The 17,692-nt window shown below is 65.3% G+C and carries 17 protein-coding genes; 8 read left to right on the top strand and 9 right to left on the bottom strand.

Features of this window, described 5'->3' with window-relative positions:
* Positions 1-73: 73 nt before the first annotated feature.
* The 3 genes from ABLE85_RS05520 to ABLE85_RS05510 are packed head-to-tail and all read left to right on the top strand — an operon-like array spanning position 74 to position 4,611.
* Positions 74-2,920: a molybdopterin oxidoreductase family protein gene (locus ABLE85_RS05520; RefSeq protein ID WP_348791702.1), complete on the top strand. Its 2,847-nt coding sequence runs from the start codon at positions 74-76 to the stop codon at positions 2,918-2,920.
* Entirely contained in the window at positions 2,917-3,684 is a 768-nt protein-coding gene (locus ABLE85_RS05515) for a 4Fe-4S dicluster domain-containing protein (RefSeq protein WP_348791701.1), read from the top strand. Before ABLE85_RS05520 ends, ABLE85_RS05515 begins: the two co-directional genes overlap by 4 nt.
* A gap of 3 nt (positions 3,685-3,687) precedes the next feature.
* The gene (locus ABLE85_RS05510) at positions 3,688-4,611 is read left to right on the top strand and encodes a DmsC/YnfH family molybdoenzyme membrane anchor subunit (RefSeq protein WP_348791700.1); all 924 of its coding nucleotides are present in this window, start codon (positions 3,688-3,690) and stop codon (positions 4,609-4,611) included.
* An 18-nt stretch (positions 4,612-4,629) separates the two neighbouring features.
* Here ABLE85_RS05510 and ABLE85_RS05505 read toward each other — a convergent pair whose 3' ends face one another.
* The 7 genes from ABLE85_RS05505 to ABLE85_RS05475 all read right to left on the bottom strand — a co-directional run bounded on the left by ABLE85_RS05505 (position 4,630) and on the right by ABLE85_RS05475 (position 10,557).
* Positions 4,630-4,797, bottom strand: coding sequence for a hypothetical protein (locus ABLE85_RS05505; RefSeq protein WP_348791699.1), 168 nt, complete (start codon positions 4,795-4,797; stop codon positions 4,630-4,632).
* Positions 4,798-4,880: 83 nt separating this feature from the next.
* Positions 4,881-5,861, bottom strand: coding sequence for a lipid A biosynthesis lauroyl acyltransferase (locus tag ABLE85_RS05500; RefSeq protein ID WP_348791698.1), 981 nt, complete (start codon positions 5,859-5,861; stop codon positions 4,881-4,883).
* A gap of 8 nt (positions 5,862-5,869) precedes the next feature.
* Entirely contained in the window at positions 5,870-6,898 is a 1,029-nt protein-coding gene (locus ABLE85_RS05495) for a zinc-binding dehydrogenase (protein WP_348791697.1), read from the bottom strand.
* A gap of 136 nt (positions 6,899-7,034) precedes the next feature.
* Positions 7,035-8,306, bottom strand: coding sequence for a beta-ketoacyl-ACP synthase (locus ABLE85_RS05490; RefSeq protein ID WP_348791696.1), 1,272 nt, complete (start codon positions 8,304-8,306; stop codon positions 7,035-7,037).
* A 13-nt stretch (positions 8,307-8,319) separates the two neighbouring features.
* Entirely contained in the window at positions 8,320-9,513 is a 1,194-nt protein-coding gene (locus ABLE85_RS05485; protein ID WP_348791695.1) for a beta-ketoacyl-ACP synthase, read from the bottom strand.
* Between the two features lie 40 nt (positions 9,514-9,553).
* Entirely contained in the window at positions 9,554-9,838 is a 285-nt protein-coding gene (locus ABLE85_RS05480; protein ID WP_348791694.1) for an acyl carrier protein, read from the bottom strand.
* A 161-nt stretch (positions 9,839-9,999) separates the two neighbouring features.
* Entirely contained in the window at positions 10,000-10,557 is a 558-nt protein-coding gene (locus ABLE85_RS05475; RefSeq protein WP_348791693.1) for a histidine phosphatase family protein, read from the bottom strand.
* Positions 10,558-10,701: 144 nt separating this feature from the next.
* On the opposite strand from ABLE85_RS05475, the gene ABLE85_RS05470 reads away from it, so the two are divergent.
* The 3 genes from ABLE85_RS05470 to ABLE85_RS05460 all read left to right on the top strand — a co-directional run bounded on the left by ABLE85_RS05470 (position 10,702) and on the right by ABLE85_RS05460 (position 14,399).
* Positions 10,702-11,652, top strand: coding sequence for an AEC family transporter (locus tag ABLE85_RS05470; RefSeq protein WP_348792111.1), 951 nt, complete (start codon positions 10,702-10,704; stop codon positions 11,650-11,652).
* A gap of 202 nt (positions 11,653-11,854) precedes the next feature.
* Positions 11,855-13,312, top strand: coding sequence for an NAD-dependent succinate-semialdehyde dehydrogenase (locus tag ABLE85_RS05465; protein ID WP_348791692.1), 1,458 nt, complete (start codon positions 11,855-11,857; stop codon positions 13,310-13,312).
* Between the two features lie 67 nt (positions 13,313-13,379).
* Positions 13,380-14,399, top strand: a complete 1,020-nt coding sequence (locus tag ABLE85_RS05460; protein WP_348791691.1) for an aldose epimerase family protein — start codon at positions 13,380-13,382, stop codon at positions 14,397-14,399.
* Between the two features lie 8 nt (positions 14,400-14,407).
* Here the strand turns inward: ABLE85_RS05460 and ABLE85_RS05455 are convergent, their stop codons facing one another.
* Positions 14,408-15,328: a sugar kinase gene (locus tag ABLE85_RS05455; RefSeq protein WP_348791690.1), complete on the bottom strand. Its 921-nt coding sequence runs from the start codon at positions 15,326-15,328 to the stop codon at positions 14,408-14,410.
* Between the two features lie 151 nt (positions 15,329-15,479).
* Here ABLE85_RS05455 and ABLE85_RS05450 point away from each other — a divergent pair, with 151 nt between their 5' ends.
* Positions 15,480-15,920 (top strand): FixH family protein, encoded by a 441-nt coding sequence (locus ABLE85_RS05450; protein WP_348791689.1) that lies wholly within the window; start codon positions 15,480-15,482, stop codon positions 15,918-15,920.
* The gene (locus ABLE85_RS05445; protein ID WP_348791688.1) at positions 15,917-17,131 is read left to right on the top strand and encodes a cytochrome c peroxidase; all 1,215 of its coding nucleotides are present in this window, start codon (positions 15,917-15,919) and stop codon (positions 17,129-17,131) included. The genes ABLE85_RS05450 and ABLE85_RS05445 overlap by 4 nt, the downstream gene beginning before the upstream one ends.
* Here the strand turns inward: ABLE85_RS05445 and ABLE85_RS05440 are convergent, their stop codons facing one another.
* A complete protein-coding gene (locus ABLE85_RS05440; RefSeq protein WP_348791687.1) occupies positions 17,132-17,581 on the bottom strand; it encodes an Lrp/AsnC ligand binding domain-containing protein in 450 nt (149 codons plus the stop codon).
* Between the last annotated feature and the right edge of the window lie 111 nt (positions 17,582-17,692).

Here is a 17,692-nt window from a genome sequence, read left to right as displayed (position 1 = left end):
GCCGTGAACTGAATCTTTCTGGCATTTCATTTCGAAAGAGCGCTCTGTAGGAGTCGGTTGAGGAGCAGAACCGATGAATTCCGAGCCGCGCGTCGCGTTGTCCAAACCGGTTGCCGACGAGGTCCGCAAGACGACCTGCTACATGTGCGCCTGCCGCTGCGGCATCAACGTGCACCTGAAGGACGGCAAGATCCGTTACATCGAGGGCAATCGCGACCATCCCGTCAATCGCGGCGTGCTGTGCGCCAAGGGTTCGGCCGGCATCATGCAGCATTATGCGCCGGCTAGGCTTCGCGCGCCGCTGAAGCGCGTTGGGCCGCGCGGCTCGGGCCAGTTCCAGGAAATCTCGTGGGAAGAGGCGCTATCCACCGCCACCGAATGGCTGGGCGAGGTGCGCCACACGGACCCGAAGAAGCTTGCCTTCTTCACCGGGCGCGACCAGTCGCAGTCGCTCACCGGCTTCTGGGCGCAGCAGTTCGGCACGCCCAACTATGCCGCCCATGGCGGCTTCTGCTCGGTCAACATGGCCGCTGCCGGCATCATGACGCTGGGCGGCGCGTTTTGGGAATTCGGCTCGCCCGACTGGGAGCGGACAAAGCTGTTCGTCATGTTCGGGGTGGCGGAAGACCACGATTCCAACCCGATCAAGATGGGCATCGGCAAGCTCAAGAAGCGCGGCGCGCGTTTCGTCTCGGTCAATCCGGTGCGCACCGGCTATTCGGCCGTCGCCGACAGCTGGATCGGCATAAGGCCGGGCACTGACGGTCTTCTGATCCTCTCCGTCGTCCACGAACTCTTGAAGGCCCGCAAGATCGACGTCGACTACCTCGTGCGCTACTCCAACGCCTCCTGGCTGGTGATCGACGCGCCGGGCACGGCCGAGCATGGCCTGTTCGCGCGCGACGGCGAGGGCAGGGTGCTGGTCTACGAGACCGTTACCGAGCGGCCGGTGCCCCTGGGTACGCCGGGGGCTAGGGCTGCTCTTTCGGGCCGCTTCGAGTTGGCCGATGGGCGCTTTGCCGTGCCCTCCTTCCAGCTCCTCGCCGAAAAATATCTCGACCCGAAGTATGCGCCGGAAGCGGTGGCGGAAGAGACGGGCGTTTCTGCCGATGTGATCCGCGGCCTTGCCGCCGAGATCGCGCGCGTCGCCTTCGATGAGGCCATCATCGTCGAGCAGCCGTGGACCGACGTGCATGGCGAGCGCCACCCTTATTTCGTCGGGCGGCCGGTGTCGTTCCACGCCATGCGCGGGCTCTCGGCTCATTCCAACGGGTTCCAGACAGCGCGGGCGCTGCACATGCTACAGGTGCTGATCGGCGCAGTCGATTGCCCCGGCGCCTTCCGCTTCGAGCCGCCTTACCCCAAGCCCATGACCGCGCACCCGACGCCGCACGGCAGGGCCGAGCATTTTGGGTCCGACAAGCCGCTTTCGGGGCCGCATCTCGGTTTTCCGCGCGGGCCGGAGGATCTGCTGGTCGATGCCGAGGGCAAGGCTACGCGCATCGACAAGGCGTTTTCGTGGGACGCGCCGATCGCCGCGCACGGCATGATGCACATGGTCATCGCCAACGCCCATGCCGGCGACCCGTACCCCATCGACGTTCTGTTCATGTACATGGCCAACATGGCATGGAACTCGTCCATGAACACCGCCGGCACCATGAAGATGCTGACGGACAAGGACCCGGAGACGGGCGAATACCGCATCCCGAAAATCATCTATTCGGATGCCTATTCGTCGGAGATGGTCGCCTATGCCGATCTGGTGCTGCCGGACACGACCTATCTTGAGCGCTATGACTGCATCTCTCTGCTCGACCGGCCGATCTCGGAGCCGGACGCCGTGCAGGACGCCATCCGCTGGCCGGTTCTGGAGCCGGATCGCGACGTGCGCGCCTTCCAGACCGTGCTGCTCGATCTCGGCGCGCGGCTGAAGCTGCCAGGCTTTGCCGACAATCACGGGCATCCTCTCTACAAGGATTATGCCGACTACATCGTGCGCCATGAACGCCGGCCGGGCATCGGCCCGCTGGCCGGTTTCCGTGGCACGAATGGCGACAGGGCAGGGCGAGGTGCGGCCAATCCTGGCCAGCTGGAGCGCTACATCGAGAACGGCTCGTTCTTCTCCGCGCATATCCCGCTCGAAGCCCAGTTCATGAAGCACGCCAACCAGGCCTATCAGGACTTCGCCGTGCGCATGGGCTTTTTCGACACGCCTCAGCCGGTGACGTTCCAGCTCTATCTGGAGCCGTTGCAGAAATTCCGGCTGTCGGCGGAAGGCCTGCGCGAGCCGGTGGCGCCTGAGACGCATCGCAAGCGCATATTGCAGGCTTTCGACCCGCTGCCGCACTGGTATCGGCCGTTCGGCGAAGCGATGGTCGACCGCGAAACCTATCCCTACCACGCCATCACCCAGCGCCCGGCGGCGATGTACCATTCCTGGGGCTCGATGAACGCGTGGCTGCGCCAAATCCACACGAAGAACCCGCTCTACGTTCCGGGGCCGATCTGCGGCGAGCTTGGCCTCGTCGATGGCGACTGGGTCTGGGTCACGTCGAGCCACGGCCGCATCAAGGTCGAGATCGCGCGCATGGAGGCGGTCAATTCGCGCACGATCTGGACCTGGAACGCCATCGGCAAGCGCGCCGGCACCTGGGCGCTGGACGCCAACGCGCCGGAAGCCACCAACGGCTTCCTGATGAACCACCTGATCAACGAACTGTTGCCGCCCCGCGCTGACGGCATGCGCTGGTCGAATTCCGATCCGATCACCGGGCAAGCGGCCTGGTACGATCTTCGCGTGCGCATCGAAAAGGCCGAGGCCGGCGCGGTCAGCGAGCCGCATTTCCCGACCATCGCGCAGCCAGAACCCGAGCCGCATCCTTCGGTGCTTCGCTACGGACAGGAGTGGGCGACATGACCTCACTGCCTTCGTTGCCAACACCCAAGAAGCTTGGGCTCGTCATCGACCTCGACACATGCGTGGGCTGCCACGCCTGCGTGGTGAGCTGCAAGGAATGGAACACCGGCGGCTATGGCTCGGCTCTCTCGGATCAAGACCCGTACGGCGCGGACGTTTCCGGCGCATGGCTCAACCGCGTGCACAGTTTTGAGGTGGTGCCTGAGGGTGGCGAGGTCGTGGGTGAGGCGGGGCAGGCGCGCATCGTACATTTCCCCAAATCCTGCCTGCATTGTGAGGATGCGCCTTGCGTCACCGTCTGCCCCACCGGCGCGTCCTACAAGCGCAGCGAAGACGGTATCGTGCTGGTGGCGGAAGATTTGTGCATCGGCTGCGGCTTGTGCGCCTGGGCCTGCCCTTATGGCGCGCGCGAGATGGACCTCGCCGCCGGCGTGATGAAGAAATGCACGCTGTGCATCGACCGCATCTACAACGAGACGCTTGAGGAGGAAGACCGCGTACCGTCCTGCGTGCGCACATGCCCGGCCAATGCCCGTCATTTCGGCGATCTCGGCGATCCGAACTCGGCCGTTTCCATTCTCGTTGCCGAGCGCGGCGGCATGGACCTGATGCCGGAGCAGGGCACAAAGCCGGTCAACAAATATCTGCCGCCGCGCCCGCGCAAGTCTCTGGCCGAAAGCGCGCATACGCTGCCGCTGGCTGAAAACACCGAGGGAGCAAAAGGCTTCTTTGCCTGGCTCGACGGAATGCTGGACAGAATCTGACCCATGCATCCAGCCTTTTCGATCATCATCTTCACCACGTTTTCCGGTCTCGGCTATGGGCTTGCGGCCGTGCTCGGCCTCGGCCTGCTCGATCCGGCCGCTACGGCGACCAAATGCGCGCATGCGCTGGCGCTCGCGCTCATTTCAGCGGGGCTCTTGTCCTCGACGGGGCATCTGGGCAATCCGCAGCGGGCCTGGCGAGCGTTTTCGCAATGGCGCTCGAGCTGGCTGTCGCGCGAAGGCGTGATGTCCATCATCACCTTCGTGCCGCTGCTGATATCGGCCTCAGCCTGCGTGTTCGAGGGACGCTATCTGGCGCTTCCGGGGCTCTTGGGCTCGATGCTCTGCCTCGTCACTGTCTTCTGCACGGCGATGATCTACGCCTCGCTGAAGTCCGTGCAGGCCTGGTACACGCGGCTGACGCCCGCGTGCTACCTGCTTTTTGCGGCTGCCGGCGGTTTTGCCCTTGCCAGCGTCTTCGCCTTCGCCGGCGGGGGGAACACGCGCGTCCTGCCGCTTCTCGCCGCTTTGTTCCTCCTTGCGGCCTGGGGGGCAAAACTGCGCTGGCGCCAACGCATGAAAACCCTGAAGTCGCTGTCCACACCCGAGAGTGCCACCGGCCTGGGAAATATCGGGCGCGTGCGGCTGTTCGAGCGGCCGCATGCGATGGAAAATTACCTCACGCGCGAAATGGGGTTCAAGGTCGCCCGCAAGCATGCCGAGAAGCTGTGGCGCATCGCCGTTGTCGCCGGAGGCATCGTACCGGTTGTGCTATTGCTCACGCTCGCGGCGCTGGGCGGGCAAGGAACCCTGCCGACAACGATTGCCACCCTTGCGGCGCTGGCGCACTGGGCCGGTGTTTTCGTGGAGCGCTGGCTGTTCTTCGCCGAGGCGCGTCACGCGGTGATGAATTATTATGGCGGCTGAAGGCGCCTTTGCCGGGGCCTAATCCTTCACCAGCTGCAAGGACTTGCGCTTGTCGAGCGAGGCGAGTTTTTTGAGCAGTTTGCGGATCGCGAGCTGCCGGGCATTGCGCTCGCTGCGTCCTTGCAGGCCCCAGGGCGTCCACAGTGTGGCGCCTGCCTTGTCCTGTGATTTCGTCCGCTTGCCCATGGCATTCCCTCCTACCACGGAAAGTGAACGGACGGAATCAGGCTTTGTTGCGTCCAACGCGCATTAAATCTTGGTAAGGCGGGTCAGGCCTGCGCCGGTGCCTTGCGGCGTGCTCGCCGGCGGCGGCCATTGCTCAGCATCCAGCGCTTGTGGAACCACATCCACTGGCCCGGATTTTCGCGCACCCAGCGCTCGACCACGTCGTTGAGCAATTGCGCTGTTGCCTGCAGGTCGACGCTGCCGTCGGTGTCGCGCGTCAGCTCCAGCTTGTCCTCGATTTCCAGGCGGTAGCGGTTTCCGGGCAGGCGTATGCAACGCGCCGGATAGACGTCGCATTCGTACTGGCGCACCAGCTTCGGCAGCAGCGGGCTGGTCTCGCAGGCGCGGCCGAAGAAGGTCGTGGGCATCCCGTTAGTGAATTTCTGGTCGACCAGCACGCCGATGGTGCCATTGTTGTCCAGGATGCGGGCCAGTGCGAACGATGCGCCCCTGCGCGAGGCGAGCAGGTCGCCCATCATGGCGCGTCGCGTCGAGAAGATGTAGTCGGCGATATAGGGGTTGTTGGGCGGCCTGAACAGCGCCGTCACCTTCATGCCGAAGGTGGCGCCGGCAATCGGCAGCAGCTCGAAATTGCCGAGATGCCCGGTGAAGATGATGTGCGGCTTGTCCTCGGCCGCGATCTTGTCGAACAGGCGTTCGCCGGAAACCTCGACGCGGCCGGGCTTTTCGGCATGCGGGTCGTAGTCGAAGATGGCGTCGAGGAAGATGTATTCGGCCGCCAGCCGGGCCATGTTGCCCCACATGTCGAGGGCGATGGCCTTGATTTCGTCTTCGCTCTTTTCAGGGTAGGCGTGGCGCAGATTGTCGAGCGCGACCTTGTGGCGGCCGACCAGCGGCCCGAGCCTGCGGGCGGTGCGGTCGGCGAAGTCGAGCGCGGTGTCCATGGGCAGGCGACGCAGCAGCGACAGCAGCGCCTTGGCGACCTGCGCCGTCAGCCAGTAGCGCGTCTGCGTGAGCCGCTGCGACAGGCGGTAAAGAAAACCCTTCACGGCCGTGCCCCGCATCTTCGCCCTCAACCGACGCGCAGGACGATCTTGCCGAACACGTCGCGGCCTTCCATGCGCTTGAGCGCCGCGTCGATGGAGCCGAAATCCACCTCGGTGTCGATCACGGGAGCCACGAGACCCGCCGCCATCTTCTGCATGGCGTTGGCCATGTTTTCCATGCGGCAGCCGAAGGAGCCGAGCAGCTTCAGTTGCTGCTGGAAGAGCATCATCAGGTTCACTTCGGTCGAAACGCCGGAGGTGGAGCCGCAGGTGACGAGGCGGCCGCCACGCTTGAGGCTGAACATGGATCCCGCCCATGTGTCCTTGCCGACATGCTCGAACACCACGTCCACGCCCTTCTTCTTCGTCAGCTTGCGCACGACGCCCTCGAAGCGCTCCTCGCGATAGTTGATGACGTGGTCGGCGCCGAGCGCCTTGGCCTTCTCGATCTTGTCGTCGGAGCCCACCGTGGTGATGACCGTGCAGCCCATCTTCTTGGCCAGCTGGATCGCGGCCGAGCCTATGCCTGAGCCGCCGGCATGGACCAAAATCGTCTCGCCGGGCTCAAGCTTGGCATTGTCGAACAGCATGTGCTCGACCGTGCCGAAGGTCACGGGCGCGACCGCCGCGCCTACAGCGTCGACGCCGGGAGGGGCGGGCACCAGCAGGCGCGCCGGCAGGTTGATCTTTTCCTGCGCGAAACCGTCAAGATGGAAACCGTGCACGCCGGAGACGTGCTCGCAGAGATTGTCGCGGCCTTCGCGGCAGGGGCGGCAGAGGCCGCAGGTGCGTGCGCCGTAAATCGAGACGAGTTGTCCTGGCGCCAGGCCCGTCACGCCGGGGCCCACAGCCTCGACTTCGGCCGAGGCTTCCGCGCCGACCGTGAGCGGCAGCTTGCGCTTGGCAAACGCCATGCCGCGCCAGCCCCAGACGTCGATGTGGTTGAGCGCCACGGCCTTGATGCGCAGCGTGACCTCGCCGAGGGCGGGTGCCGGCGGCTCGGGGATATCCACCGTCTCGAGCTTGCGATCCTCGATGAGTTGCAGTGCGCGCATCGGGCCTTTTCCTTCATGAAGCATGGTTCCGGAGCGCCTCCCGGCGCCCGGACAAAATCACGCGGCATAACAAAACGGAGCGCGCGGCGGCCGGTCGGGTCGCTTCATCGCACTCCGGAACCTTTTGATGGGTCGATTAGACCGGTTCCCGCGCCATGACAAGGCAGGTGTTTTGGCCGCCGAAGCCGAAGGAGTTGGAAAGCACGGTCGAAACCTGTGCGTCGCGCTTCTTGTTCGGCACCACGTCCAGTTCGATCGCCGGGTCGGGATTGTCGTAGTTGATGGTCGGCGGGATCACGCCTTCGCGCATGGTCAGAAGCGAGAAGGCCGCCTCGATGGCGCCCGCGGCCGACAGCGTGTGGCCGATCATCGACTTGTTGGAGGAGATCGGCGTGGTGCGCATGCGCTCGCCGAACACCGTCGACAGCGACATATGCTCCATCTTGTCGTTTTCTGGCGTCGAGGTGCCGTGCGCGTTGACATAGTCGATGCCGTCTTCGGCCAGGCCGGCGTCTGCAAGTGCTGCCCTCACTGCGCCGATCGCGGGCGAGCCGTCCGGTTTGGAGCGCGTGCGGTGGAAGTCGTCGGATTTTTCGCCGCAGCCGCGCAGGATGCCAAGCACGGTGGCGCCGCGCGCTACAGCGCTTTCCAGTGATTCCAGCACCAGCGCCGCCGAGCCTTCGGCGAGCACAAAGCCGTCGCGATCCTTCGAGAAGGGTTTCGAGGCCTTCTCAGGCACGTCGTTCTGGGTAGAGAGCGCCGAAAGCAGCGAGAAGCGAATCAGGGCTTCGGCAGTCGCCGAGCCGTCGGCGCCGATCGACAGTGCGCGGTCGCATTCGCCGCGGCGGATCGCCTCGACGCCGAGCTGGATGGCGGTGGCGCCCGATGCGCAGGCGGTGGAAAGCGTGATCGGCAGGCCCCGCGTGCCGAATTCGTCGGCGAGGCGGGCGGCGATGGAACCGAACTGCGAGGTTTCGAAGATGTCGAGGCTCGGCAGGTTGCGGGCAACCGTGAACAGGCGGTCGGTGGCGCTGCCCTCCTTGCCGTCGAGATAGAGGGCAAAGCGGTCATGCCAGTCCAGTTCGACCGGCGGGGAGGCGAGGAACAGCGGCCCGCCGAAATTCTCGGTGTCGAGGCCGGCTTCCTCGATAGCCTCGCGGCCGGACCGCTCGGCGAGTTCGAAGGTCAGCGCGCTGGCGCCCTTGTTGCTCGACGGCAGGAAGTCGACCGTGCCGGCGATGCGGGTGTTGAGATGCTCGATCGGAAAGCGGGTGATCGCATGGATGCCCGAGCGGCCGGAGGTGAGGGCCGCCCAGTTGTCGGCCTTGCCGACGCCGAGCGAAGTGACGACGCCAATGCCGGTGACGGCGACGATGGGCCTGCCGAGATGGTCGTTGTACTTAGCCATGTGCGTTTCCGCTTCAGTCGGGTGCGCCAACGAGCGCCATGCCCTCGAAATAATGATAGCCGATCGCGGTCGCCAGCACCGAGCGCGGCTCGCCGTCGTAGGCCTTTTCGTTCGCCGCATCGAAGGCCGGGTAGCCGGCCTTGCGGTCGACGGCCAGTGCTGCGAGCGCTACCGCGAAGGGGAACTGCGCTTCCTTCATGTGGCCGGTCAGCGTGCCGAATGCGCGCGCCACGAGTTGCGGGTTGCGCTCCAGCGCTGCCTTTTCGGCCTTTGTCGCGGCATGCGCGCCGGATGCGCCGGACATCGCCAGCAGCGGGCCGTTGGCGGGCAGGCTCGTCTTGTCGAGCAGGCCGGCGATAGCTTCGCCCAGATCCTGCTTGCGACGGCGCGTCAGGTTCGACACGACCGGGCCGAGCGTTGCATAGATGCGGCGTCCACGTGCCTCGGCATGCGCGCGCGATTCCAGCACCAGGAAGGCCGCGCCGGAGCCGCTGACCACGCCGCCGCCTTGGCCGCCCTCGCGCTGCCACACCGGCTTCCACTGGCCGCGGTGCAGATAGCCGCCGAGCTCATAGCCCAACAGCATGTCGGGATGTTCGGTCTGGAACGCGCCGCCCACCAGCACATGCGTGGACTGGCCCGAGCGGATGCGCGCCGCGGCCGTCTCGACCGCCGAGACGCCGGCGCCTTCCTCGCCCATGAAGGTGCGCGAGGAGCCGGTCACCTTGTGGACGATGGAGATGTTGCCGGCGAGCAGGTTGGAAAGCTGCGCCAGGAAAAGCGTCGGCCGAAGTTCGGTGGTCAGCTTTTCGTTCAACAGCACGTCGCGGTCGTTGCGCGTCTCGGAAGCCGCGAGGATCGCGTTGTCCACCGTCTCGTCACGCTCGCCGCCGCCGGCCGCCACCACCATGTCCATGGTGGCGCACAAGGCTTCGTCGCTCTTGATGCCTGCGTCGTCCAGCGCAAGGCCGGCCGTATAGGTGCCGAGCCGCTGCCAGGTCTCCATCTGCCGCTGGTCGCCGCGCTTGGCGATCTGCAGGCCCCAGTCGATCTCGGGCAGCGGGTGGATGGAGTAGGGCGAATAGCGTTCGGCATCCACTACCGGGGCCGCGTCGGCGGCGGTCAGCTTCTGCCAATGGGCATCGGTGCCTTCGCCCAGTGACGAGACAAGGCCGATGCCGGTGATGACGACGTCGTGGGCGCTCATGGATGGCTGTTGTCGGTCAGGCTGCCTGTCCCGTCAAGGGTCAGGCGGCAGCCTTTGCCGCGACCAGACCGTCGATCTTGGCGCAGAGGTTCTTCATCAGGAAATATTCGTCGGTCGAGGCCTTGCCGTCGTTGACGTCCTGCGTCCACTTCTCGAGCGGCACCTTGATGCCGAATTCCTTGTCGATCGCGAACACGATGTCGAGGAAATCGAGGCTGTCGATCCCGAGGTCATCGATGGTGTGGCTCTCGGGCGTGATGGTGTCGATGTCGATCTCGCTCGTGTCGGCGATGATCTTGGCTACTTTCTCGAATGTCGTGGACACGGCTTTTCCTTTGAAATGCGGGCGGATTCCTTTCCGCGCAGGGTTGTTCGGCTCTCTAATCCGTTTTTTTGGGCAGGAAAAGACCAAATCTCCCTTTCGCGGCCGGTGGCCGGCTCGCCTGGTCTTTCCGTCAGGTCATTTCATGCGGCGTTCGTGCCTCGTCAATTGAACACGATTCGGCCCAGAATATGGAGCCCTTCGCCGTCCGGCCGCACGATGATCGCCTCGCCCTCGCGGGCATTCGCGCCAGTCAGTGCCGCAATGACTTCCTGGTGCGTGACGAGGACAAGGTTGCCGGACCCGCTGAAGGCGCGAATTTCCTCCAGGATCGCCTGCTTCTGTTCCTCGCTCACCTCAGTGCCGGGCGGCGGCAGGTCGAGTGCGGCGAACGCCTCCACGACCTTGTCGTTGAAGGCGATACGGGCGGTTTCAAGCGCGTTGCAGTTGCGGCTGGACAGCACGCGTTCGACGGTTTCGGCACGCGCGGCAAACAGCGCGCCCATCTTGCGCGCCTGCTGCTTGCCGCGGTCGGACAGGTTGCGCTGGGTGGCGCAGTTTTCGATGTCGAAATTGGTCGGTTCGCCGCCGCCTCCAGGCGTGATGGCATTGCGCAGGAGCACGACATGGCCGCCGGCGCGCAGCAGCGCCCATCCCGCTTCCGTCGCCGCGGACGGCACGAGTGAGGAGAGCAGGAACAGGACGGCGATCACGATGCGCATGCAATTTTCCCAGGCGGTTCGGCGGATATAGGGATGGGAAAGCCGGATGAAAGGCAAGGGCGTGTCTTCCCTTACGCGTCGACGTCACCGATCAAGCCCGCCACCGATTGCGCGGCGCGCGCGGCTCACCTATCAACTTCGGCCATGTCTCCTCTGGTCGAAACAGTCCTGTTCGTCTTCGGTCTGGTCGCGCTCGGCTATCTGGCCGGCCTGTCCGGCTATCTGAAAGCCGAGGTCGGCGACGCGCTGTCGCAGTTCGCCGTCGGCGTGGCGCTGCCGATCCTGCTGTTTCGCACCATGGTCAATGCCGATTTCCATGGCGCGGCACCTTGGACCCTGTGGGCGACCTATTTTGCGGCGGCGGCGGTGGCCTGGACGGCCGGCCATCTGGTCACCACCCGCGTCTTTGGCCGGGATTCGCAGGCCGGCGTGGTCGGCGGCGTGGCGACGGCCTTCTCAAACCTGCTCCTGCTCGGCATTCCCTTCATGCTCGGCGTCTTCGGCCAGCAGGGGGTCGACATATTGTCGCTGATCATCTCTGTACACCTGCCGACGATGCTGGCGGCCTCCATCGTGCTGTTCGAGGTCTTCGGCGGGCGCGCGGACGCGCCGGTCCACCCATTACATATCGTGCGCGACTTCCTGCGGCGCCTCTACACCAATCCGCTGATCGTCGGCATTTTGGCGGGGCTGGTCTGGCGCTTTGCCGGGCTGCCGATGCCCGGGCTGATTGGCCGCCTGATTGACGCGCTGGGCGGCATCGCCGGACCCCTGGCGCTGTTCGGCATGGGGCTTGGCCTGCGCAAGTTCGGCATTTCGGGCAATGTCAGGCCCGCCATGGTGCTTTCGGGCCTGAAGCTCATGCTGATGCCAGCGGTGGCGCTGGCCATGGCCTGGCTGCTCGGCCTGCCGCCCCTGTCGGCCAAGGTGGCGGTCGCGGCGGCGGCGCTGCCGTCCGGCGTCAATTCCTATCTCATCGCAACCCAGCTCGGCACCGGCCAGGCGCTCGCCTCGAACCAAATGACGATCGCCACGGCCTGCGCCGTCGTCACCACCGCCTTCTGGCTTTCCGTCGCGCAGTTCGCCTTCGCCTGACGCTGGACCATACAGCTCATGGATCAAGGCGATTGATCCAGATGGGGCGGGCAGGTTAGAGGTGGCGCACTTGCCGCGAGAACCATATATTTTGGGTACATCGCGCAACATCGACGGCACGGGGCGGAGGTTTCTCCGGCCGATAACGACGAATTCCAGAGGAACCGGCGCGTCGCGGCGCGCCGCACGAGAGGCGAGACGAATGCTCCAGAAAACCAGCCATTTCATGCGCCAGGCAAACCTGATCAACGGCGAATGGGTTCAGGCCGATTCCGGCAAGACCATCGACGTGATCAACCCGGCGACGGGCCTCACGATCGGTACGGTCCCGCGCGCGGGCGCGGCCGAGACGCGCCGCGCCATCGAAGCCGCCAATGAGGCCTTCAAAACCTTCCGCAAGACGTCTGCGCTCGAGCGTTCGAAACTGCTGCGCAAGCTGCACGACGCGATCATGGACAACCAGGATGCGCTGGCCGAGCTGCTCACCATCGAGCAGGGCAAGTCGCTGACGGAGGCCAAGGGCGAGGTCGGCTCCTCGGCCGCCTATGTGCTGTGGTTCGCCGAGGAAGCGCGCCGCGCCTATGGCGACGTGGTGCCTTCGCCGTGGGCTGACCGCCGCATCCTAGTGAACAAGGAGCCGGTCGGTGTCATCGCAGCGATCACGCCGTGGAACTTCCCGTCCTCCATGCTGTCGCGCAAACTCGGCCCGGCACTCGCGGCCGGCTGCACCGCCGTCGTCAAGCCGGCCTCGCAGACGCCTTACTCCGGCCTCGCCTGGGGAGCGCTGTGCGAGGAAGTCGGCTTCCCGAAGGGCGTCGTCAACATCGTCACCGGCTCGGCCGGCGAGATCGGCGACGAAATCTGCGCCAACCCGCTGGTCAAGAAGATCACCTTCACCGGCTCGACCGAGGTCGGCAAGATGCTGATCGCCAAGTCGGCTTCGACGGTCAAGAAGGTGTCGATGGAGCTGGGTGGCAACGCGCCGTTCCTGGTCTTCGACGACGCCGATCTCGACCGCGCGGTCGAGGGTGCCATCACCGCCAAGTTCCGCAATTCCGGCCAGACCTGCGTGTGCACCAACCGTTTCTTCGTGCAGGCGGGCATCTATGACAAGTTCGTCGAGAAGCTGGCCGCCGCCTCCAACAAGCTCAAGGTCGGCTCCGGCCTCGAGGCGGGCGTGCAGCAGGGACCGCTGATCGACGTCAACGCGGTCGAGAAGGTCGAGGAGTTCATCGCCGACGCCACCGCCAATGGCGGCAAGGTGGTTGCCGGCGGCAAGCGCCATGCGCTGGGCGGCTCCTTCTTCGAGCCGACCGTCATCGCCGACGCCACGCCGAAGATGAAGTTCATGAAGGAAGAGATCTTCGGCCCCGTCGCGCCGGTCTTCAAGTTCGAGACGGAAGAGGAGGCGATCGAGCTCGCCAACGACACCGAGTTCGGGCTCGCCTGCTACTTCTACACCGGCGATCTCGGCCGCGCCTTCCGCGTCATGGAAGGGCTGAAGTATGGCATGGTCGGCGTCAACGAGGGCCTGATCACCACGCCCGAGGCGCCGTTCGGCGGCGTCAAGGAATCCGGCCTTGGCCGCGAAGGCGGCCACCAGGGCATGGACGACTATCTCGACACGAAATACGTCTGCATCGGCGGCCTCGGCCTCTGATCCTTGACACTGTCGCGGGCGTGGCCTCATGGTCACGCCCGAAACACATTTCTGGCCGGAGAGGTGCATGTCGGGTGGCAAGGTCTTCGGTACGACGGATGACGGACAGGCCGTCCGGCGCTTCGAAATTGCCGGCGGCGGCCTCTCGGCCAAAATCATCAGCTGGGGCGCGGTGGTCCAGGACCTGCGCATTTCAGGCCATGACGCGCCGCTGGTGCTCGGCTTCGAGCGCTTTGCCAGCTATCCCGCCTTCTCTCCCTATTTCGGCGCCATTGTAGGGCGCTATGCCAACCGCATCCGCGGCGGCCGCTTCACGCTCGAGGGCCGGCGCCATCTGATCGACCCCGACAGGCCGGAAAGCAACGGCCTCCACGGCGGTTCGCACGGCTTTGGTCACCGCGTGTGGGACGTTCTGGTGCATGGGCCCGATTTCGTCACGCTCGGCCTGCATGATCCCGACGGCGAGATGGGTTTTCCCGGCGCGCTCGACGTGCGCTGCACCTACCGGCTGAAAATACCCGGCACGCTGTCCGTCGAATTGACCGCCACCTGCGAGGAGCCGACGCTCTGCAATCTCGCGCACCATTCCTATTTCAACCTCGACGACGGCGGCACGGGCGACATCCTCGACCATCGACTGATGCTCACTGCCGCGGCCTATCTTCCGGTCGATGCCGACATGATCCCGACCGGCGTGGTGCAGCCGGTCGATGAAACGCCATACGATTTCCGCCATGCCCGCCCCGTGCGCATGCAGATGGACGGCGAGCAGGTCGCCTACGACAACAATTTCTGCCTTGCCGCCGCACGCGGGCCGCTCAGGCAGGCGGCCTGGCTGCAGGGCGCCAGGTCGAACCTGGAAATGGAGGTCTGGACCACGGAACCGGGCGTCCAGCTCTATATCGGCCAGCATGTCTCGACCGATGCGAGGGGATTGGGCGGCAGGCGCTACCAGCCCTATGCGGGCCTGTGCCTTGAGCCGCAGGTCTGGCCAGATTCGCCCAATCGTCCCTATTTCCCGCAGGCCACGCTGTGGCCGGGGCAGATGTACCGCCAAACGACCGAATACCGCTTCAGGGTGGGATAGGCGGCGCCTTAGAGGTCGAACGCCAGCTTCAATATGTCGAACGGCGCCAGCGCGCCGCGCACCTGCACCACTGCCGCCGCAACGCGGTGCGCGCGCTCGGCTGCTTCCTCGGGCGGCAGGGCCAGCAGCCGGGCCGCGAGATAGCCGCCGTTGAAGGCGTCGCCTGCTCCGGTGGTGTCCAGAGGGGAGGCGACATGTGTCGCCGCAACGGTGAACGTATCCTCGTAATGCGAGACCAGCGCCGCATGCTCGCCGTTCTTGACCACGATCTCGCCGATGCCGGCCTTCTGAAACCGCTGCGCGGTGGCCTCCGGCGATGCGTCGCCATAAAGCTCCTGCTCATCCGGAAACGTCGGCAGCGCGATGTCGGTCACCTGCAGCGCTTCGTCCATCGCGCTGCGCGCTGCGGCCGCGTCGGGCCACAGGCGAGGGCGGTAGTTGGGGTCGAAGGCGATGTGCGCGCCATGCGCCCGCGCCTGGGCGATCGCCTGCAGCAGGGTGTGCCGGCCGGCCGCGTCCAGAATTGCCAAAGTGATTCCGGAAAAATACACAAGTGTCCGTTGTTCAAGGCTTTTTGCCAGCGCAGCCGCGCTGCTGGCAAGCTGCCGGGCAGCCGAGTCGCTGCGCCAGTAGGTGAACGAACGTTCCGCACCGTCGAGCTTGATCGCATAGAGGCCGGGCCGCGCGCCGGGGATGATCGGGCTCCCGGCTATGCCGATGTCGTGCGCACGCAGGAAACTTATCTGTTCCTGGGAAAAGGGATCGTCGCCGAAAGCCGAGACGTAGTCGACGTTTTGTCTGGAGCTCAGCGCGCGGATGGTCCACAGCGTGTTGAAGGTGTCGCCGGCGAAGCCCATTCGCCAGCTGTGGTCGATCCGGCCCGACAGTTCGAGCATGCATTCGCCGATCGCCACGATGCCGTCCGCCATAAATTCCTCCTCTCTGCCACATAGGCAATCTATCGTCTCGCCGCTGCGCTGGCCATGTCGGGTAGAAGCGGCTTTGGTGCTTTTCGTTCCCGTCACCAGGGATTAGGTTGCCGCCTCATAAGCCCGGGGGATTCGGCAAAGGAGTGCGGAAGTGGGTTTCAACTGGCGTTATCTCGTCGCGATCGTCGGCCTGCTGGCCGTGGCGCTGATGGCATTTACCCGTATGCAGACGGCGCCGTCGCCGGAGTCCGCGCCCAGCTTCTCGCTCAGCAAGGCGAGCGAGAACGGAACCTATCTCGTCGCCATCGAGCCGGAAGCCCCGCCGGTGAAGGTCGGCGAGCTCCATACCTGGATGGTCACCGTCAAGACGCAGGACGGCAAGCCGGTCGAGGGCGCTAGCATCACCATCAGTGGCGGAATGCCGGCGCATGGGCATGGTCTGCCCACCAGCCCGGAAGTCACGGCTCAGCTTGGCGAGGGGCGCTACAGGGTCGAAGGGGTCAAGTTCAGCATGGGTGGTGCCTGGGAGTTCCGGTTCGCCGTGTCGGCTCCGGCAGGCGACGACGAGGCCGTGTTCAACCTGAAGCTATGATCGGCAGCCGCCGCATCCTGCCCATTCTGCCGGCTGCGGCACTTCTGCTTTCGGGCCTGCTCGGCTGCAAGCCGGCCCCCCTCACCGAAGCCGAACGCAAGGCGGTGGCATCTCTGTCGCTTTCGGCGCTGCCGCCGCTGCCGGCCGATCCGAGCAACCGCTATGCCGATCTGCCCGCCGCCGCCGCCTTCGGTGCCACGCTTTTCTTCGATCAGCGCCTCAGCCGCGACGGCAACGTTTCCTGCGGCACCTGCCATGTCGCCGATCGCCATTTCCAGGACGACCGGCCGCTCGGCGTCGGCATTTCCACCACCAGCCGCCGCACCATGCCGCTGGCGGATGCCGCGCGCAGTCCGTTCCTGTTCTGGGACGGCCGCCGCGACAGCTTTTGGGCGCAGGCGCTGGGGCCGCTTGAGGACGCGCGCGAGCATGGCGGCAATCGCGCGGCCTATGCTCATTTCGTGAAGGCCAATTTCGCCGGGGACTACGAAAACGTCTTCGGGCCGTTGCCCGATCTTTCCGCTGTCCCGGCCAATGCAAGCCCGCTGGGCAGCGAAACCGACAAGGCCGCATGGGCGGGAATGAGCGAGACGCAACAGGATGCCGTGAACCGCGTCTTTGCCGATGTCGGCAAGGCCATAGCCGCCTTCGAGCGCACGATCGTGCACGAAAAGACCCGGTTCGATCGCTTCGCCGATGCGCTCGCGGTCAGCCAGGAACCCACGGGCGACGCCGCGCTGTCCGACGAGGAGTTTTATGGCCTGCGCCTGTTTGTCGGCAAGGCCAACTGCGTCGAGTGCCACAACGGCCCGCGCTTCACGGACGACCATTTCCACAACACCGGCATCCCGCCGGCCGACGGCTTGCCGGAAGATCTCGGCCGCGAGGCGGCGGTGCCTCAGCTGCTTGCCGATCCGTTCAACTGCCTCGGGCACTTCAGCGACGCAGCGCCGGAAGCCTGCGGCGAGCTGCGCTTCATGGTCAAGTCCGGCCCCGAGCTGCGCCGCGCCTACAAGACGCCGTCGCTGCGCGGCGTGGCCGATCGCCCGCCCTATATGCATGCCGGCCAAATCCCGACGCTGGAGGCGGTGATCGACCACTATGTGCGCGCGCCGGCCAGCCCGGGCGGCAAGTCGGAAGTCGTGCCGCTCAAGATTTCCGAGCGCGAGCGCGCCGCGCTCATAGCCTTCCTGAAAACGCTGTCGAACTGATCAGCGGTCTTTCACCGTCTCCATCGCCACGAAGGTGGAAGTCTGCGCCACATGGGGCAGGGCGGATATGCGTTCACCCAGCACGCGGCGATAGGCGGCGATATCCTTGGTGCGCACTTTCAGGAGATAGTCGAAGCTCGCCGCCATCATGTGGCATTGCTCGATCTCGCGCACGCCCTGCACCGCGCGGTTGAAGGCATCCAGCGCGGCCGAGCGTGTGTCCGATAGCTTTACCTGCACGAAGGCGACATGACCTTCGCCCATGCGCTCATGGTCGATCACCGCCGAATAGCCGCGGATAATCCCTTCCTGCTCCAGGCGTTTCACCCGCGCCTGCACCGGCGTCTTCGAGAGGCCGACCTGCACGGCAAGCTCGGCCATGGAAAGCCGCCCGTCGCGCGAGAGGGCGGCGAGGATATTGCGGTCTATGCGGTCCAGTTGGTCTTTCATCGGATAATCTGCGCTGCAACCTGGTGAAATCGATCCTCATCTATAGGTCATTCGACCTGTCCGGTTCAATCCTTTGGGCCGCCCGGCGATGGGGTTTATGATAGGCATCGA

This window comes from Mesorhizobium sp. KR1-2 (genome assembly GCF_040045035.1).
GTDB lineage: Bacteria > Pseudomonadota > Alphaproteobacteria > Rhizobiales > Rhizobiaceae > Pseudaminobacter.
This window is presented reverse-complemented; position numbering and strand designations above follow the sequence as displayed.

Excerpts from the sequence above, each read along its gene's own strand:
- ABLE85_RS05510 (WP_348791700.1), top strand. The coding sequence starts at position 3,688 with ATGCATCCAGCCTTTTCGATCATCATCTTCACCACGTTTTCCGGTCTC.
- ABLE85_RS05470 (WP_348792111.1), top strand. The coding sequence starts at position 10,702 with ATGTCTCCTCTGGTCGAAACAGTCCTGTTCGTCTTCGGTCTGGTCGCG.
- ABLE85_RS05475 (WP_348791693.1), bottom strand. The coding sequence starts at position 10,557 with ATGCGCATCGTGATCGCCGTCCTGTTCCTGCTCTCCTCACTCGTGCCG.
- ABLE85_RS05460 (WP_348791691.1), top strand. The coding sequence starts at position 13,380 with ATGTCGGGTGGCAAGGTCTTCGGTACGACGGATGACGGACAGGCCGTC.
- ABLE85_RS05500 (WP_348791698.1), bottom strand. The coding sequence starts at position 5,861 with ATGCGGGGCACGGCCGTGAAGGGTTTTCTTTACCGCCTGTCGCAGCGG.
- ABLE85_RS05485 (WP_348791695.1), bottom strand. The coding sequence starts at position 9,513 with ATGAGCGCCCACGACGTCGTCATCACCGGCATCGGCCTTGTCTCGTCA.
- ABLE85_RS05440 (WP_348791687.1), bottom strand. The coding sequence starts at position 17,581 with ATGAAAGACCAACTGGACCGCATAGACCGCAATATCCTCGCCGCCCTC.
- ABLE85_RS05465 (WP_348791692.1), top strand. The coding sequence starts at position 11,855 with ATGCTCCAGAAAACCAGCCATTTCATGCGCCAGGCAAACCTGATCAAC.
- ABLE85_RS05520 (WP_348791702.1), top strand. The coding sequence starts at position 74 with ATGAATTCCGAGCCGCGCGTCGCGTTGTCCAAACCGGTTGCCGACGAG.
- ABLE85_RS05455 (WP_348791690.1), bottom strand. The coding sequence starts at position 15,328 with ATGGCGGACGGCATCGTGGCGATCGGCGAATGCATGCTCGAACTGTCG.
- ABLE85_RS05515 (WP_348791701.1), top strand. The coding sequence starts at position 2,917 with ATGACCTCACTGCCTTCGTTGCCAACACCCAAGAAGCTTGGGCTCGTC.
- ABLE85_RS05505 (WP_348791699.1), bottom strand. The coding sequence starts at position 4,797 with ATGGGCAAGCGGACGAAATCACAGGACAAGGCAGGCGCCACACTGTGG.
- ABLE85_RS05490 (WP_348791696.1), bottom strand. The coding sequence starts at position 8,306 with ATGGCTAAGTACAACGACCATCTCGGCAGGCCCATCGTCGCCGTCACC.
- ABLE85_RS05495 (WP_348791697.1), bottom strand. The coding sequence starts at position 6,898 with ATGCGCGCACTGCAACTCATCGAGGATCGCAAGCTCGAGACGGTGGAT.
- ABLE85_RS05445 (WP_348791688.1), top strand. The coding sequence starts at position 15,917 with ATGATCGGCAGCCGCCGCATCCTGCCCATTCTGCCGGCTGCGGCACTT.